The 17,192-nt window shown below is 56.5% G+C and carries 17 protein-coding genes; 9 read left to right on the top strand and 8 right to left on the bottom strand.

The genetic code is table 11. The features are described 5' to 3' along the window. Positions 1 to 4: 4 nt before the first annotated feature. The 5 genes from GOX61_RS02265 to GOX61_RS02245 are packed head-to-tail and all read left to right on the top strand — an operon-like array spanning position 5 to position 6,249. On the top strand, positions 5 to 637 hold the full coding sequence (locus tag GOX61_RS02265; protein WP_170330949.1) for a DUF2460 domain-containing protein: 633 nt from the start codon (positions 5 to 7) through the stop codon (positions 635 to 637). After that, positions 637 to 1,524, top strand: a complete 888-nt coding sequence (locus GOX61_RS02260) for a DUF2163 domain-containing protein (RefSeq protein ID WP_170330947.1) — start codon at positions 637 to 639, stop codon at positions 1,522 to 1,524. The genes GOX61_RS02265 and GOX61_RS02260 overlap by 1 nt, the downstream gene beginning before the upstream one ends. After that, positions 1,521 to 1,967, top strand: coding sequence for an NlpC/P60 family protein (locus GOX61_RS02255; protein ID WP_170330945.1), 447 nt, complete (start codon positions 1,521 to 1,523; stop codon positions 1,965 to 1,967). Before GOX61_RS02260 ends, GOX61_RS02255 begins: the two co-directional genes overlap by 4 nt. Continuing rightward, entirely contained in the window at positions 1,967 to 5,944 is a 3,978-nt protein-coding gene (locus GOX61_RS02250; protein WP_170330943.1) for a baseplate multidomain protein megatron, read from the top strand. Before GOX61_RS02255 ends, GOX61_RS02250 begins: the two co-directional genes overlap by 1 nt. An 8-nt stretch (positions 5,945 to 5,952) precedes the next feature. Next, on the top strand, positions 5,953 to 6,249 hold the full coding sequence (locus GOX61_RS02245) for a DUF7742 family protein (RefSeq protein ID WP_170330940.1): 297 nt from the start codon (positions 5,953 to 5,955) through the stop codon (positions 6,247 to 6,249). Here the strand turns inward: GOX61_RS02245 and GOX61_RS02240 are convergent. After that, a complete protein-coding gene (locus tag GOX61_RS02240) occupies positions 6,230 to 6,568 on the bottom strand; it encodes a TraR/DksA family transcriptional regulator (RefSeq protein ID WP_155151029.1) in 339 nt (112 codons plus the stop codon). The genes GOX61_RS02245 and GOX61_RS02240 overlap by 20 nt on opposite strands. A gap of 86 nt (positions 6,569 to 6,654) precedes the next feature. Between GOX61_RS02240 and cysE the strand changes: the two genes are divergently transcribed. Further along, positions 6,655 to 7,464, top strand: a complete 810-nt coding sequence (gene cysE, locus GOX61_RS02235) for a serine O-acetyltransferase (RefSeq protein WP_155151026.1) — start codon at positions 6,655 to 6,657, stop codon at positions 7,462 to 7,464. A 69-nt stretch (positions 7,465 to 7,533) separates the two neighbouring features. Here cysE and GOX61_RS02230 read toward each other — a convergent pair whose 3' ends face one another. The 6 genes from GOX61_RS02230 to GOX61_RS02205 form a co-directional block, all read right to left on the bottom strand. Further along, positions 7,534 to 8,838, bottom strand: a complete 1,305-nt coding sequence (locus GOX61_RS02230; protein ID WP_170330938.1) for a pyruvate dehydrogenase complex dihydrolipoamide acetyltransferase — start codon at positions 8,836 to 8,838, stop codon at positions 7,534 to 7,536. Positions 8,839 to 8,850: 12 nt separating this feature from the next. Further along, on the bottom strand, positions 8,851 to 10,224 hold the full coding sequence (locus tag GOX61_RS02225; RefSeq protein ID WP_170330935.1) for a pyruvate dehydrogenase complex E1 component subunit beta: 1,374 nt from the start codon (positions 10,222 to 10,224) through the stop codon (positions 8,851 to 8,853). Positions 10,225 to 10,239: 15 nt separating this feature from the next. Next, positions 10,240 to 11,229: a pyruvate dehydrogenase (acetyl-transferring) E1 component subunit alpha gene (gene pdhA, locus GOX61_RS02220; RefSeq protein WP_155151018.1), complete on the bottom strand. Its 990-nt coding sequence runs from the start codon at positions 11,227 to 11,229 to the stop codon at positions 10,240 to 10,242. Positions 11,230 to 11,334: 105 nt separating this feature from the next. Further along, the gene (locus tag GOX61_RS02215) at positions 11,335 to 11,832 is read right to left on the bottom strand and encodes a GNAT family N-acetyltransferase (protein WP_170330927.1); all 498 of its coding nucleotides are present in this window, start codon (positions 11,830 to 11,832) and stop codon (positions 11,335 to 11,337) included. A 49-nt stretch (positions 11,833 to 11,881) separates the two neighbouring features. Further along, positions 11,882 to 12,181: an FtsB family cell division protein gene (locus GOX61_RS02210; RefSeq protein WP_170330925.1), complete on the bottom strand. Its 300-nt coding sequence runs from the start codon at positions 12,179 to 12,181 to the stop codon at positions 11,882 to 11,884. A gap of 166 nt (positions 12,182 to 12,347) precedes the next feature. Further along, on the bottom strand, positions 12,348 to 13,538 hold the full coding sequence (locus GOX61_RS02205; protein WP_170330923.1) for a phosphoglycerate kinase: 1,191 nt from the start codon (positions 13,536 to 13,538) through the stop codon (positions 12,348 to 12,350). A 134-nt stretch (positions 13,539 to 13,672) separates the two neighbouring features. Here GOX61_RS02205 and GOX61_RS02200 point away from each other — a divergent pair, with 134 nt between their 5' ends. From GOX61_RS02200 to GOX61_RS02190, 3 genes are all read left to right on the top strand, one after another. Then, positions 13,673 to 14,179: a peptidylprolyl isomerase gene (locus tag GOX61_RS02200; protein ID WP_155151010.1), complete on the top strand. Its 507-nt coding sequence runs from the start codon at positions 13,673 to 13,675 to the stop codon at positions 14,177 to 14,179. Further along, positions 14,172 to 14,729, top strand: coding sequence for a peptidylprolyl isomerase (locus tag GOX61_RS02195; protein ID WP_170330921.1), 558 nt, complete (start codon positions 14,172 to 14,174; stop codon positions 14,727 to 14,729). The genes GOX61_RS02200 and GOX61_RS02195 overlap by 8 nt, the downstream gene beginning before the upstream one ends. A gap of 137 nt (positions 14,730 to 14,866) precedes the next feature. After that, complete coding sequence (locus GOX61_RS02190) at positions 14,867 to 15,829, top strand: DUF3179 domain-containing protein (RefSeq protein ID WP_170330919.1); 963 nt, start codon at positions 14,867 to 14,869, stop codon at positions 15,827 to 15,829. Positions 15,830 to 15,860: 31 nt separating this feature from the next. On the opposite strand, the gene GOX61_RS02185 is transcribed toward GOX61_RS02190, so the two are convergent. Then, the gene (locus GOX61_RS02185) at positions 15,861 to 17,150 is read right to left on the bottom strand and encodes a hypothetical protein (RefSeq protein WP_170330917.1); all 1,290 of its coding nucleotides are present in this window, start codon (positions 17,148 to 17,150) and stop codon (positions 15,861 to 15,863) included. Positions 17,151 to 17,192: the final 42 nt, after the last annotated feature.

Here is a 17,192-nt window from a genome sequence, read left to right as displayed (position 1 = left end):
GGTCATGAATTTTCACGAGGTGAGATTTCCCGCAAGTCTGAGTTTCGGCTCGGTCGGAGGGCCTGAACGACGAACCGACATCGTGACGCTGGCAAATGGTTTTGAGGAGCGGAACACGCCCTGGGCGCATTCCCGTCGCCGCTATGATGCGGGGTTGGGAATGCGATCACTGGATGACATCGAAACCCTGATTTCGTTTTTCGAAGCGCGTCAAGGTCAGATGTATGGATTCCGTTGGAAAGACTGGTCCGATTACAAATCCGGCGCGTCTTCGGCTGATGTGGACAAAGCCGATCAGATCATCGCACGGGGTGATGGGAAACAGACTGAGTTTCAGTTAATCAAGACTTACAGTTCGGGCGGGTTCAGCTATGTGCGCCCGATCGTGAAGCCGGTACTTGGAACGGTAAAGCTTGGCCTCGAGCAAGATGAAATGCGCGAGGGGACGGACTTTGAGATTAATCTCACTAGTGGCGTGGTTACCTTCGAGAATGCGCCACCCGATGAGGTTGAGATTACGGCCGGTTTTGAATTCGATGTGCCGGTGCGATTTGACACCGACAAGATTCAAACCAGCGTTGCGAGCTTTCAGGCAGGAGACGTTCCGAATGTCCCTGTAGTGGAGGTGCGGGTCTGATGAGTGGTGACAAGCAGGGACTGCAGACCCATTTGGAAAGCGGGTTGACGACGACCTGTCGGTGCTGGGCGATCAAACGCACCGACGGAGAGGTTTTTGGCTTTACTGACCATGACATGGAGCTGAGCTTTGAGGGGGTGGCCTTTCGGGCAAGTAGCGGTTTGACCGCTGCCGCGATTGAGCAGGCAACCGGATTGTCGATCGACAATTCCGAGGCCATGGGTGCTCTGTCGGATGCCGCCGTTCGCGAAGAGGACATCGAGGCTGGCCGCTTTGACGGGGCCGAAGTGCGGGCGTGGTTGGTCAATTGGACCACGCCCGAGCAACGTGTGCTGCAGTTCAGAGGAACGATTGGTGAACTGCGGCGGGGCGGTGGGGCATTTCATGCCGAGCTGCGCGGGCTGACTGATCTATTGAACCGCCCCATGGGGCGCATCTATCAGAAACCTTGCACCGCCGTTCTTGGGGATAGCTCGTGCCAGATCGATTTGAATAAGCCGGGTCATTCAGCCGAGGCAGAGGTGGCCAAAGCCGAGAGCGGAACTTTTTTGGTGCTGCGCGGCGGAATTGAGCCCTTGGACGATTGGTTCAAGCGGGGAAGGTTGGATGTCCTGTCCGGTCAGGCCAAAGGGTTGTGGGCTTCTATCAAACTGGACCGGCGGATTGAGGGCGGACGCGAGGTGACTTTGTGGTCTGGCATCAATGCGCCTGTGGCGGCGGGTGACCGGGTTCGTTTGCTGGCGGGATGTGACAAGGCCATGAATACCTGCCGGTTAAAGTTCAACAATCTTCTGAATTTTCAGGGTTTCCCGGATCTTCCCGAAGAAGATTGGGTGATGGCTGTGCCCAAATCCGGCAGGCCCAACAAAGGGGGTAGCAGGAGATGAGCGTTTCACAGCAATCCATCGTCGCCGAGGCCAGGCGTTGGCTCGGAACGCCCTATGTCCACCAGGCCTCGGTTCGGGGGGCTGGGGCGGATTGCCTGGGCCTCTTGCGTGGTGTGTGGCGCTCCGTCATGGGACACGAGCCAGAGGCAGTACCCGTCTACAGCATGGATTGGTCCGAACCGCAGGGTGAAGAGCGCATGTGGGCCGCTGCACAAAGACACCTTGTCGAAAAGAATGCGGCCGACATGCGGGTCGGCGATGTCCTTTTGTTTAGGATGCGCGACCAGAGTGTGGCCAAGCATCTGGGCATCGTAAGCGCTGATGGTGCAGTGCCGCGCTTCATCCACGCATATTCCGGGCATGGCGTTGTCGAGAACACATTAAGCGATCCTTGGCGACGCCGGGTCGTCGCTTGTTTTGAATTCCCGCTGGAGAATGGCTGATGGCTACTATCGTTTTGTCTGCAGCAGGCGCTGCAATCGGGGGATCCATTGGGGGGACGGTCGCAGGTCTTTCAACGGCAGTCATCGGTCGCGCCATTGGCGCAACTCTGGGCCGCGTCATTGATCAGCGGTTGATGAGTCAATCGGTCATGGGCGGAGGCAGCGAAGTTGTCGAGACTGGCCGCCTGGATCGTTTTCGTCTGACCGAGACTGGCGAAGGCGCACCGGTATCCACAACGTTTGGTCGGATGCGCGTTGGTGGGCAGGTGATCTGGGCCTCGGACTTTCTGGAGACCAAGAGCACGTCGACCCAAACTCAGACAACGGGTGGTGGCGGCAAAGGCAAGCCGAAACAGCCACAGGTGACGACAACGACCACCACGCATACCTACAGCTATTCGGTATCACTGGCGATTGCGGTGGGCGCCGGGATAATCTCGGATGTGGCGCGGATCTGGGCGGATGGAGAAGAGGTCGAGCGATCTTCTCTGAACATGAGAGTTTATCATGGTGGCCCGGATCAGTTACCAGATCCTTTGATTGAAGCCATCGAGGGCACGGGTCAGGTTCCAGCTTATCGCGGCACCGCTTATGTGGTGATAGAAGATCTGCAGCTGGGCGCGTACGGGAACCGGGTACCGCAGTTCTCGTTCGAGGTTGTGCGGCAGGAACAAGGCACCATGCCCCGCTTTACCGACGCGCTGTGTCAGATCATCAAGGGTGTGGCACTGATGCCGGGCACGGGCGAGTATGCGCTTGCCAGCACTCAGGTGAACTACACCAAAGGACAGGGTCGCAGCTGGGCTGCCAATGTGAACTCGCGCTCTGGGCGTCCTGATCTGGTGACCTCCGTCAGGGCATTGCGGCACGAATTGCGCGAGTGCCGGGCAACCTCACTGATCGTATCCTGGTTCGGTAGTGATCTGCGCTGTGGTCAGTGCAAGATCACCCCCAAGGTAGTGCGCGGAGATGTAGACGGTGAAAACATGCCGTGGAAGGTTGCGGGTCTGACCCGGCACTCTGCTCAGGTCGTGAAGCACGAGAATGATCGGCCGGTTTATGGCGGTACTCCGGCGGATGACGCTGTGGTGCAGGCTATTCAGCATCTGCGACAGTCTGGTCAGCGTGTCATGTTCTACCCGTTCATTCTGATGGATCAGTTGAAAGGGAATGGTCTGCCCAATCCCTGGTCAGAGTCAGGAGAGCAACCGCATTTACCCTGGCGCGGGCGCATATCTTTGAGTGTGGCTCCGGGACGCGTGGGATCGCCCGAAAAGACAGCAACGGCCGATGCACAAGTGGCTGCATTCTTTGGCGGCGCCCGAGCCAGCGACTTTACGGTCGCAAATGGTAAAGTCTCGTATCACGGTCCGCAGGACTGGGGTTTACGACGTTTCATCCTGCACAATGCCGCTTTGTGCAAGGCGGCAGGTGGTGTCGAGTCGTTTTGTATCAGTTCGGAAATGCGCGGGCTGACACAAATCCGGGGGGCGTCTGGTTTTCCAGCGGTGGCTCAATTACGCGCGCTAGCAAATGAAGTTCGTCAGCTTCTTGGGCCTAATACCAAGATCGGCTATGCGGCGGACTGGTCTGAATACTTCGGATACCAACCCGAGGATGCCAGTGGCGACAGGTATTTTCACCTCGATCCTTTGTGGGCAGATGCAAATATCGATTTCGTTGGGATCGACAACTACATGCCAATCTCAGATTGGCGGGACGGTGATACGCACGTGGATGCAAAGGCCGGTGTCCATTCAATCTATGATCTGGACTATCTGCGCAGCAATGTCGAAGGCGGGGAAGGCTACGATTGGTTCTATGCATCGCCAGAAGAAGCCAAAGCCCAGATCAGAACTCCGATCAAAGATGACGAACACGATGAGCCTTGGATCTGGCGTTACAAGGATCTGAGCAACTGGTGGTCCAAACCGCATCACGAGCGGATCGGAGGCGTCAGGCAGGCGACGCCGACGAGTTGGGTGCCAGGATCAAAGCCGATCTGGTTTACCGAACTGGGGTGTGCGGCCATCGACAAGGGCACGAACCAGCCGAACAAGTTTCTGGACCCCAAATCGTCGGAATCAAGTTTGCCGCGCTATTCCAATGGAATGCGTGACGACTTTATGCAGATTCAGTATCTGAAGGCCGTATTGGGCTATTGGAACGCACCTCAGAACAACCCGGTGTCGCATCACTACGGTGGCAGGATGGTTGATATGTCGAATGCCTATGTCTGGGCGTGGGATGCGCGACCGTACCCGACGTTTCCCAACCTTGGTTCACAATGGAGCGACGGGGTCAACTATGCCCGTGGGCATTGGCTGAACGGACGATCAGGCTCGCGCTCATTGGCTTCGGTTGTAACGGAAATTTGCCATCATGCCGGTGTTACGCAAATCGATGTTTCCCGCCTGTATGGTGTTGTCCGCGGGTATGCGATTGAAGATGTGATGGACGCGCGTGCTGCACTGCAGCCGTTGATGCTTCGCTATGGATTTGACGCTATCGAGCGTGATGGCATTCTTCATTTCCGAACGCGGGGCGGGTTTGGGGTACAGGAGATTACCCCGGACAAAATGGCGATGAGCTCGGAAATTGAAGGCACAGTTGAGTACCGTCGAGAAGCCGAGGCGGAAATGAGCGGTCGTGTGCGCCTGAGGTTCGTGCAATCGGATGCGGACCATGATGTAGTGGCAGAGGAGGCAATTCTGCCCGACGACAAAACCCATGCCGTGTCCGTGAATGAGATGCCGTTGTCGATGACACGAGCTGAAGGGCGTCAAACGGCTGAGCGCTGGCTGAGCGAAGCGCGAACATCGCGCGAAACAGCCCGGTTTGCCTTGCCGCCGTCTTTGTTGCACTTGGGTGCGGGCGATGTGGTTCGATTGGCAGGGACGGATCAGGATAAGGGGGCTCTTTACCGTATCGACCGGCTGGAGCAGGCCGAGATGCAACTGGCGGATGCAGTTCGGATCGAGCCGGGTGTCTATGCACCCTCGGACCTGCCAGATGACGAGGTAAAAGCCAAACCCTACAACGCCCCGGTACCAGTGCTGCCCGTATTCATGGATCTGCCATTGATCACAGGGGCCGAAGTCCCGTATGCGCCATATCTGGCTGTGACCGCTGATCCGTGGCCCGGTAATGTAGCAGTTTACGCAGCCGCGAGCGACGAGGACTATGTGCTACACGAATTGATCTCGGGTCAGGCAGTTATCGGCTTTACTGAAACCCCGTTGTTTAAGGCTTCTACGGGGCTTTGGGATCAGGGTAATCCACTGCGTGTGAACCTAATCGACGGTGTTTTGGAATCGCGCCCTCGGTCAGCATTGCTGAACGGTGCCAATTTGGCCGCCATAGGAGATGGGACGACAGGAAACTGGGAACTGTTTCAGTTTGCGAATGCAGAATTGAAAGAGACCGGAGTTTACGCGCTGTCCGGGCGATTGCGGGGGCAGTTGGGTACAGACGCCACGATGCCCGATGTATGGCCCGAAGGTTCGATGTTCGTACTGCTCGATGAACGGGTCTATCAGACTGGGCTTCTTCCAACTGAGAGACGCATAGCAAAGCACTATCGGATCGGCCCGGCCACGCGGGGCTACGAAGACCCGGCTTATGTACATCAGGTCGAAACTTTTCGGGGCAACGGATTGCGACCCTATGCGCCCGCACATCTGAAAGTGAAAAGATCGAACTCGGGAGATGAGATTGACTGGATACGACGTACGCGCATCGATGGCGATGACTGGAGCGGACTGGATGTGCCGCTGGGCGAAGAAAGCGAGTCCTATCTGGTGCGGGTGCGATCCAACGACGCCGTTCTGCGCGAAGCAGTAACGAGTTCCCCGAATTGGCAATATACCAGCGCCATGAAAACAGAGGATGGCCTAGCAGGCGCCTATGAATTTGAGGTGGCGCAGGTATCTGCAAGTTTCGGAGCAGGGGCATTTGCCCATCTGGCCATCGGATAGACAATTCTATGCGCCCGCTTCTCCACGGAGATGTCAGTGCTGCGGCACGGGCTCTGCTGGCCCTGCCGCAATCGGAGCGAGACCGGATCTGCATAGAGATGATCACCGAGGCGGAACTTGCTGATCAGCATGTTGCGCAAACGGGGAAGTTGCATCCGGCCTATGGAAACGGATCGTTGATGGCTGCAGCACGGACCCGAACACTTGCTGATGAACCTGCCTTCGATGATGTGGAGTATTGCCTGTGTTTCGAATTGGTATTGCGCCAATTGGTCCGGTTTCACATCAGCCAGAGGCACAGCTGACGCATTTGCTTGCTGCCAGATCAAGTTCCAGTCGTCCGCGTGGAATCTCATCTCCACAGTCTTCGCAATACCCGAACTCGTCCTCTTCAATGCGGGCGAGTGCTGCGTTTAAGCGATGAGATTCCATGTCCCGCCGTGTCTGCTGTGCCTTGGCCATCGCCTGATTCTGCAACGCGTCCATTCTGCTGAGCCTGCCGATTGCTTGCTGGTCCAGTTCCACAACCGACTGGGCATCTTGTCCGGCGACGGAATTTTGTTCCAGTTCGGCCAGCCGAGCAAGAATAAGCGTTTTGAAATGCTGCAGATCGGTCTCGTTCATTTTTTGTTGTGTCGCACATCAAGGGTTTGCGTTTGGCCTTTTTGAGCCTAGATGGCTATTCTAGGCGCAGCAAAGGATGAAAAGCCATGTTCGAAACGCGCACTCATGTGACCCCAGTGGACCCTGTTTGGGATCGTATCACGTCAGAGGCCCAGGCAGCGGTTGAAAAAGAGCCATTGATGGGCGGGCTGGTGCATGCCTGTATTCTGCACCATCGCAGCCTCGAGCGCGCTCTATCATATCGCGTGGCTGCCAAGCTGTGTTCGAATGAGATGTCGATGATGGTTCTGCGTGAAATCGTGGACGAAGCCTATGCCGACGACAAAAGCTTGCTTGAGGCTGCGCGCGCGGATCTGATGGCGGTCTATGAACGTGATCCGGCATGCCACCGGTTGCTGCAACCGATCCTTTACTTCAAAGGGTATCAGGCGATGCAGGCCTATCGCGTGGCACATTGGTTGTGGCGCAAGGGTCGTCACGATCTGGCCTATTTCTTCCAGATGCGTTCTTCTGAGATTTTCGGGATCGATATTCACCCGGCTGCGAAGATCGGTAAGGGGATCATGATCGATCATGCCCATTCCATCGTGATCGGCGAGACTGCGGTAGTGGGCGACAATGTATCGATGCTGCATTCGGTAACACTGGGTGGAACCGGCAAGGAAGAGGAGCAGCGCCATCCCAAGATCGGAGATGGTGTACTCATCGGTGCCGGGGCCAAAGTGCTCGGCAATATCGAAGTCGGTCACTGCAGCCGCATCGCCGCAGGTTCTGTGGTTCTTCAGGAAGTTCCTGCTTGTAAGACCGTGGCGGGTATCCCCGCCAAGATCGTAGGAGAGGCTGGGTGCGACCAGCCGTCAATTTCGATGGATCATATGCTGGGTAAAGACCAGTAAAATCTAGTCAGTTAACAAAAAAAGCCGCCTCGATCTTCGAGGCGGCTTTTTTGATGTTTGGATTGCTGGCTAGGCCAGCATGACCATCGGGTTTTCTAGATTGTCGACGATGGCCTGCAAGAGCTGAGCCCCCAGAGCACCATCAATAACCCGATGGTCGACGGACATCGTCACCGACATCACGGTCGCGACGGTCAGCTCTCCGTCGTCGCCGACAACAGGTTTTTTCAGGCCTGTGCCGACGGCCAGGATGCCGGCATGGGGCGGGTTCACGATCGCATCGAAATTATCGATGCCGAACATGCCCAGATTTGAAACCGCAAAGGTGCCGCCCTGATACTCGTGCGGGGCCAGCTTGCGTTCCCGTGCCCGGGCCGCGAGATCCTTCATTTCGGTCGACAAAGCAGACAGCGATTTGGTGTCGGCATCCTGCAGAACCGGCGTGAACAGACCACCTTCAATCGCAACGGCGACTGCCACGTCCGATGGTTTCAGTTGCAACACACGATCACCTGCCCAAACAGCATTGCACTCAGGAACCTGCTGCAATGCATTCGCGACCGCTTTGATGATGAAGTCGTTGACGCTGAGCTTAATTCCTCGGCCTTCCAGTTGCTTGTTCAACTGGCTGCGGAACTTCAACAACGCGTCCAGCTTGATATCGCGACGCAGGTAGAAATGTGGGATCGTTTGCTTGGCCTCGGACAGACGCGCCGCAATGGTCTTGCGCATGCCGTCGAGGGCAATCTCTTCGTATTCACGACCTTCGTACATCCGTGCAACAGCATCGGCGGAAGGACCAGCCGGTACTGCCGCAGCGGGGGCCGCCGCCGCAGGTGCCGGGGCTGCGGCCGGAGCGACAGCAGTAGCTGTTGCGCCTTCGACATCAGCCTTCACGATACGGCCATGCGGACCCGAACCGGTGATCTGCGTCAGATCGAGGCCTTTCTGAGCGGCAATCCGACGGGCCAAAGGTGAAGCGAAGATACGGCCACCATCGGCTTTGACCGCAGCAGCCGGAGCAGGGGCGGGCGCCTCGGGTGCCTCTGGGGCGGCAGCCTCGTTGCCCGCGGCGGCTGGCGCCGCATCCGGCGCTTTGGTCGATGTGGACGTGATATCATCCGCGCTTTCGCCATCTTCCAACAGCACAGCAATAGCCGTGTTAACCTTGACCCCTTCGGTGCCTTCGGGGATCAGGATTTTACCGACTACACCCTCGTCTACGGCCTCGAACTCCATCGTGGCCTTGTCGGTTTCGATCTCGGCCAGTAGGTCGCCGGAGGAGACGGTGTCGCCTTCTTTGACCAGCCATTTGGCAAGCGTGCCTTCCTCCATTGTCGGTGACAGGGCGGGCATCAGAATTTCTGTAGGCATCTGCGTCGCTCCTTACCGGTAGGTCACTTGTTTGACGGCTGCGATCACCTCATCCGTGGTCACCAGCGCCAGCTTTTCAAGGTTGGCTGCATAAGGCATCGGTACATCTTTGCCGGTGCAGTTGATGACCGGTGCGTCGAGATAGTCGAACGCCTCTTGCATCACCACAGAGGATATGTAGCTACCAACGGACCCTTGCGGCCAGCCTTCTTCGACAGTCACCAAACGGTTGGTTTTCATCACCGAGTTGATGATCGCGCCGGTATCCATTGGGCGGATGGTGCGCAGGTCAATCACCTCGGCATTGATGCCTTCCTCGGCCAGCTTGTCGGCAGCTTCGAGTGCGAACTGCATGCCGATACCGAAGCTGACGATGGTTACATCGGAACCTTCGCGCCAGATGCGGGCTTTGCCCAAAGGGATAGTCAGATCATCAACCTGCGGAACGTCGAACGACCGACCGTATAGGATTTCGTTTTCCAGAAACACCACGGGGTTGGGATCGCGGATCGCTGATTTCAGCAGCCCCTTGGCGTCGGCTGCCGAATACGGCATCACCACCTTCAAACCGGGGATCTGCATGTACCATGCAGCGTAATCCTGTGAGTGCTGTGCCGCCACGCGGGCCGCTGCGCCGTTAGGTCCCCGGAAGACGATGGGACAACCCATCTGACCGCCGGACATGTAAAGCGTTTTAGCGGCAGAGTTGATGATCTGGTCAATCGCCTGCATGGCGAAGTTGAAGGTCATGAACTCGACAATCGGTTTCAGGCCACCAAAGGCCGAACCAACCGCGATACCCGCAAAGCCATGTTCGGTAATCGGTGTGTCGATCACCCGCTTGCTGCCGAACTCATCCAGCAGACCTTGCGAGATTTTGTAAGCGCCCTGATATTCGGCGACTTCTTCACCCATCAGGTAGACGTCTTCGTCGCCGCGCATTTCCTCGGCCATCGCATCACGCAGGGCCTCGCGGACGGTTTCAGATTTCATCTCGGCATCTGCAGGCCAGTCGGGGGACAAGTCCACGACGGGCGCGGCAGGGGCTGCTGCAGCAGGAGCAGGGACCTCAACCGCCACTGGGGCAGCTTCGGCCACTGCAGCGGCTGCGGGCGCAGCAGCAGGCAGAGCGGAGATGTCTTCGCCGTCTTCCACCAGAACCGCGATGGGGGTGTTCACTTTGACCCCTTCGGTGCCTTCAGCGATCAGAATCTTGCCAACGATGCCTTCATCGACAGCTTCGAATTCCATGGTCGCTTTGTCTGTTTCGATCTCGGCCATAATGTCGCCGGATGATACGGTGTCGCCTTCCTTGACCAGCCACTTGGCCAATGTGCCCTCTTCCATCGTGGGCGAAAGGGCGGGCATGAGAATTTCGGTTGCCATGTCTTATTCGTCCTCTCAGGCGTAGATATCAGTCCAGAGCTCTTCGACCGAAGGCTCAGGGCTTTCTTTCGAGAATTCGGCGGCCTGGTTCACGATCTCTTTGATCTCTTTGTCGATCGCCTTCAGGTCATCCTCGGTCGCGTGCTTGCCGGACAGCAGCAGCTCACGCACGTGTTCGATCGGGTCGCTTTGCTCGCGGACTTTCTGAACCTCTTCGCGTGTGCGGTATTTGGCCGGGTCAGACATCGAGTGGCCACGATAGCGGTAGGTTTTGATTTCCAGAATGTACGGGCCTTTGCCCGCGCGGCAATGTGCAACGGCCTTTTCACCGGCTTCCTTGACCGCCAGCACGTCCATGCCGTTCACGATCTCACCCGGAATACCGAAGGCTTCGCCGCGGTGATAGATGTCTTTGGTCGAGGTCGAACGCGCCTGAGCAGTACCCATGGCGTATTGGTTGTTTTCGATCACAAAAACGACCGGAAGATCCCAGAGCGCCGCCATATTGAAGGTTTCATAAACCTGGCCCTGGTTCGCAGCGCCATCACCAAAATAGGTAAAGGTGACACGGCCATTTCCTTTGTATTTGTCCGCAAAGGCGAGACCTGCACCCAACGGCACCTGCGCGCCGACGATGCCATGGCCGCCGTAGAAATGCTTCTCTTTCGAGAACATGTGCATTGAGCCGCCTTTACCTTTTGAAAGGCCGCCCTCGCGCCCGGTCAGCTCGGCCATAACGCCACCCGGATCCATTCCGCAGGCCAGCATATGGCCGTGATCGCGGTAAGAGGTGATGCGCTTATCGCCTTCTTCGGCGGCAGCTTCGAGGCCTACCACAACAGCTTCTTGTCCGATGTAAAGGTGGCAGAACCCCCCGATCAGACCCATTCCATAAAGCTGACCGGCTTTCTCTTCGAATCGACGGATCAGCAACATTTCACGGTAGTAGAGTTTCAGCTCATCCGCCGAAACGTTTGGTTTCTTTGTGGTTTTTCGCGCGGCCATCGTGGCGATCTCCCCCTTACGGCAAGATAGTTTAGCGTTAAACTATCTCATAAAGCATTTGGCGCGATCTGGCGAGGGGAAATGTGACGCGACGTTGCCAGGGCTTTATCGTTGCGATTTTTCGCCTGTCAGATCAGTTGAGTTCTCGCCAGCCTGATAGGTGATCCACTTTGTTTTAAAGCCTATTCGATCATAAAGTGCTCTGGCCCTATAATTGGTTTCAGACGTCATCCAGCGCACGACGTCCCAGCCATTTTGAGATGCCGAGTCACAGACACTTTCGATCAATAGTTCAGCCAGACCGAGACCGCGGGCAGATGGGCAGACGAACATGTCATCGACATAGCAACCGATGGTGGCGGGTAGGGGCCTTTCGTATGCGCGAAAGTGAATGAAACCTACAGAACCGGCCTCATCGGTGCCCGCGATGTTGCAAAATACCTGCCTGTCAGGGTTTTGGACCCAATCCCAGACACGTGCGCGCATTTCAGCAGTCTGATCTTGCCGTCCGACACGCGCGTAGGCTTCAAACATGCTTTCCCAGCGCGTTCTGTCGCCCGGGCAGACGGGTCTGACCCATTTTTGGATTTTTACGTGGTCCATTGTTCTGTCCAAGTAAGGGAAACAGAAGACCTTGAATGGCAGAGCGGACTTAGCGGATCACAATTTCATCCGCACGGATCATGCCAAGGACCGAGCGTGCCTGTTGATCCAGCAAATCCAAATCCAGATAGGTATCGGACAGACGGCGCGTCAGGTTTTCCATTTCGGTGATTTCGGAATTCAGGGCTGCCAAATCGCGTGACAGCGCGTCCCGTTCCGCTGCGATCTCAACCCTGCGGAAAAGACCATAGTCGCCCTGCACGGCAGCGAAGGTGAAATAAACACCCAGCATGAAAGCCACCGAAAAGAAGACAACTGCGCCCAAACCGGGCCGATGGGAACGGGACACTCTGTTTACCGCCGTATGAATACTGCCTCAATAACGTGCCCTTTTCGGGCATCTCCCGGCACTATGTCATAGGTGATTCGGGTTGTGAATCCCCGAATGCAGAAAAAGTTGCGACCTGAGTCGAAAATGAAAAAGGCGCCTCGGTTGAGGCGTCTTAATCTTCGAGTCACTGATCCAGTGCAGCAACACCCGGCAAGGTCTTTCCTTCCATCCATTCAAGGAAGGCCCCACCCGCTGTTGAGATGTAAGAAAAGTCTTTCGCCGCGCCAGACGCGTTGAGTGCCGCCACTGTGTCGCCACCTCCGGCAACCGAAATCAGCTTGCCTGCGCGGGTTAGTTCAGCGGCTTTCAAAGCTGCTGCATCTGTTGCCGCATTGAAGGGTTCGATTTCAAAGGCGCCCAAAGGGCCGTTCCAGATCAGCGTCTGACTTTGTTCGAACACATCGACAATTGCCGCAACGCTTTCAGGACCGGCATCCAGGATCATACCTTCGGCAGAGCACTGATCTACTGGTAACGTTTGATGCGGGGCATTGGCCTCAAATTTCTCAGCGACAACAATATCGCGCGGCAGGATGATCTTGCATCCGGTGCTTTCGGCTTTGGCCATGATATCTGACGCGGTTTCGGTCATACCATGTTCGGCCAGAGATTTCCCGACGTTCAGGCCTTGCGCCAGCAGGAAGGTGTTCGCCATACCGCCGCCGATCACCAAATAATCCACTTTCTCGATCAGGTTGCCCAGAAGATCCAGTTTGGTTGAAACCTTGGCGCCACCAACAACAGCTGTGACTGGGCGCTTGGGCGACCCCAGCGCGTTTTCCAAAGCGCTGAGTTCCTGCTGCATCAGGCGTCCGGCACAGGCAGGTAGCAAGCGCGCCAATGCTTCGGTCGAGCTGTGCGCGCGGTGCGCGGCGGAGAATGCGTCATTGCAGTAGACATCACCCATCTTGGCCATGCCCTTTGCAAGATCGATGCTGTTTTTGGTCTCTTCTGCATGAAATCGGGTGTTTTCGAGCAAAAGGACTTCATCTGTGCCCAGTGCAGCCGCCGCTTTTTCGGCCTCATAGCCGACGCAGTCATCTGCAAATCGAACTGTTGTGCCAAAGGCCGCTTCCAAAGCCGGAACAAGCTGTTTGAGCGATAGGTTTGGACGGGGTTCACCACCCGGGCGTCCGAAATGGGCCAGCAGGATCGGTTTGCCGCCTGCCTTCAGGATATCCTGCACAGTCGGTACGATCCGCTGGATGCGGGTATCGTCGGTGACCTGACCGTCGGCGACAGGTACGTTGATGTCCACGCGCACCAATACTCGCTTGCCGTTCAGGTCCATGTCGTCCAGTGATTTCCAGCCCATTGTGCATACCTCGACCATTGCAACAGAATTAGGCGGTTCTTTTCCTGCATTTTGCCCTCAGGTCAATGCGTGACTTGGCATTCGCGCGCCCGGCGCATAGGTATTTGCGCAAGACCAATCGACAGGAGGGCCAGATGGCCGAGATCAAGGATCCCGAAAACACAATCATCGTCGAACTCAAAGACGGCAATGTCGTCATCGAGCTGCTGCCTGATGTGGCACCGCAGCACAGCGCGCGGATGAAAGAACTGGCCCGGGCTGGCGAATATGACAACGTGGCCTTCCACCGTGTGATCGACGGCTTCATGGCGCAGACCGGCGATGTGCAGCACGGTGACATGGAAGACGGGTTCAACCTGCGTATGGCGGGGACCGGTGGTTCGTCGCTGCCGAATGTTCCGGCTGAGTTCTCCAAGCTGCCTCATGATCGTGGCACACTGGGTGCGGCACGCTCGCAGAATCCAGACTCTGCCAACTCGCAGTTCTTTATCAACTTCAAGGACAACCACTTCCTGAACGGTCAGTACACGGTCTATGGCCGCGTTATCGACGGGATGGAGCACGTGGATGCGATTGTTCGCGGTGAGCCGCCAATGAGCCCTGACCGCATGATCAGCGTCAAGGTGGCTGCAGATGTATAAGCTGGCAGCTGCATTTGCCCTGCTGGCCAGCCCTGCGCTGGCCACCGGCCTGGAAATTGAGGTCGAAGGCGAGGGCGCCAACGGGACGATCACCGTCGATCTGCTCGAGGACGTCGCACCGAAGCATGTCGAGCAGATCACCGCTCTGGCTGGTGAAGGCAAGTATGACGGCGTGGTATTCCACCGCGTGATCGACGGATTCATGGCGCAGACAGGCGATGTCGAATACGGCAACATGAACTCTGATAGCTTCAACGTCAGTGCCGCAGGCCGTGGAGGTTCTGAGCGCCCCGATCTACCTGCCGAATTCTCGGATATTTCGTTTGATCGCGGTGTCGTCGGAATGGCGCGGGCTCAGGATCCCAACAGCGCCAATTCGCAGTTCTTCATCATGTTTGAGCCTGGCCCATTCCTCGACGGCCAATACACGGTTGTTGGCAAAGTAACCGGTGGCATGGATGTGGTTGATGCCATTAAGCGCGGCGCCGGCCAGAACGGTGCCGTCGTTGGCCAGCCAGACGTCATGAAAAAGGTCACCGTCGTCGAGTGACGCTATCGACCGGCACCAACCCTGGTGCCGGTCATTTTCTCTCATCTCATTTCCTGCACAATCCCTCACGTCTGCGTGTTGCAGGCTGTTTGCGTTATTTCGTCTGTATAAGATGAGGCAAATGGCGAGGTAACGAGATGCGCATCTTTACCTTCTTACTGATGATCCTGTTTGCATCCACGGCGCAAGCAAACCCGGATCAATGGCGTGGTGAGTGGCCTGATACCAATTTCGGAAAGACAAACATCGGGAGTTGGTCTGAGGTTCAATCGGGCGGTCCACCCAAAGATGGGATCCCGGCGCTAAGTGATCCGGCATTTGTGCGCACATCTGGCAAGTCAGGTCTCGCGGCATCAGAACCTGTCATTACGGTCGAACTGTCAGGCCAAAGCCCGCGCGCTTATCCCATTCGATACCTGATGTGGCATGAGATCGTGAATGACCGGGTTGGCGGAAAGCCGATCGCGGTGACCTATTGCCCGCTCTGCAATTCCGGCATCGTGTTCGACCGTCGCACTCCCCGCGGTGTGCTTAGTTTCGGGGTCAGTGGGAAACTGCGTAACTCGGACATGATCATGTATGACCGCGAAACCCAGAGCTGGTGGCAACAGGCCACCGGCGAAGCGATTGTCGGACGCCTGACAGGAACTCAACTCAAAGCACTGCCTGCTTGGATGGAAAGCTGGGCAGAGTTTCAAGAGCGTAACCCGAGTGGGCTTGTCATGGCTGAGCCGGGCTTCAATCGCGACTACGGGCGCAACCCCTATCGTGGTTACGATACTTCACGCCGACCATTCCTTTATTCCGGCGAAATGCCTCCGCATGGCATTGATCCGTTGGAACGGGTGGTGCGCGTGGGCAATCGAGCCTGGCCGTTGACACGTCTCAGTCGCGAAGGAGAAGTGAGCGAGGCGGGTGTGACAATCAGTTGGGTGCCGGGGCAGTCTTCGGCTCTGGATACCAGCCGCATTGGAAATGGGCGGGATGTCGGGTCAATCCGGGTGCGGGATGGTAACGGGCGCGATGTTGCCCACGACGTTATGTTCGCCTTTGCCTTCCATGCATTCTGGCCCAACGGGTCGTGGATGATTGACCCCTGAGAGGGGCGAGTCCGTTGAGTTTCAAGAACCCTTAGCTTGTTTGCTTGGGACGTTGACGCGCCCGCCCGGATACACTGCGCCTCACACGCGCCAGCATTCCATGTTCATTGATATGGCTCTTGTAGGCGCGATAGGATGGAGCTTGCGACAAGCATCTTTCTTCATGCCATGCCCGAAAATAGTAGATCCCATTGACCCCGAGCAGAGCAGTGCAATTCGCGATACCAGTCCAGAAATCAACTGCGATAAAGGGGATCGAGATAAGCCACCAGGTGATGTTTTTGCTGATATAAGACGGGTGCTTGCTGATGTTGTAGGGAAAGTCACATGCCAGCCCGCGATAGGTAAGATTTGAGAATCTGATCCCCATACGCGCGGCAGTCAGGCAGTAAATCGCCAGGAAGAAGAGGATCGTACTGCCCCATAAGACATAGAGCACCGGGTAGTCCCATAGCCAATTGCCCCATGCGAAACCTTCTTCGACATAGTTGAAATAGTTGCGCGACAAAAGTTGCCAGAATGGAGCGTAGCAGATGATACAAACCAGCCATCCGCTTACCGTTGCCTCAGTCCAGCGGATTTGTGAGATCAGCAGGCGGGTTGCCGTGGCATAGCCAATCACAACGATCGTCAGATCCAAAAAGAAGGCAAATCGGTAGAGATAGCGATAGGCTTCAGCGAAACTTGTTGAATCCCAAAGGGAACGGGTCTGCAGGAAAGACCAGTCGTAGACCAGATAGCAGAACATCAACGGCAGAAAGTACCCTTTGATCCCGAGGCCCAGCAGATGAACCTTCAGCCCGGGGGCATCAGTCGACTGACGACCAAAGGTCAGAACCACGCGTCCCAGATGCCAAAGCCCGTCGCGCGGATGCCGCATGGAAAAATGAACCGCAGTTACTGTCAGCAGGACAACAGCTAAGATCAGGCCCCAATAATCCGCTAGCAGGGAAAAGAAGGGCTGATACCAATCCCTTCGATAGATATCCGCAGTCAGATAAAACAGCGCCAGAAGTCCAAAACTGGCGGCCAGTCCGACAAGCTTGATCTGAAAGTCCAGAATGTACTGCGGATCTGAGAAGTTCTTGGGCCTGTAAACCAGACCGCTGCCCGGCTGGAGATGGATCCTTGCGATGAATATCTCGGACAGGGCGAGCAAACCAAACATCGACAGGGCAAACAGCACTGTCTGATCCCGATCCGATATCCCTGGCATGTCAGGCCATAGGTAATGCAGGATTGGAATTGCGGTAATGGCGATCACACCGGTTGTAGCCGGGATCGCCGATGCGGGGCGTTTAAAGCCGGGGCGGGCACTCATGAACTTGCTCTCTTGCACATGCGAATGGATTTTCGCGGCTTA

The organism is Ruegeria arenilitoris (assembly GCF_013030265.1).
Lineage (GTDB): Bacteria > Pseudomonadota > Alphaproteobacteria > Rhodobacterales > Rhodobacteraceae > Ruegeria > Ruegeria arenilitoris_E.
The sequence above is the reverse complement of the archived record's forward strand: the minus strand, read 5'-3'. Positions and strand labels throughout refer to the sequence as shown.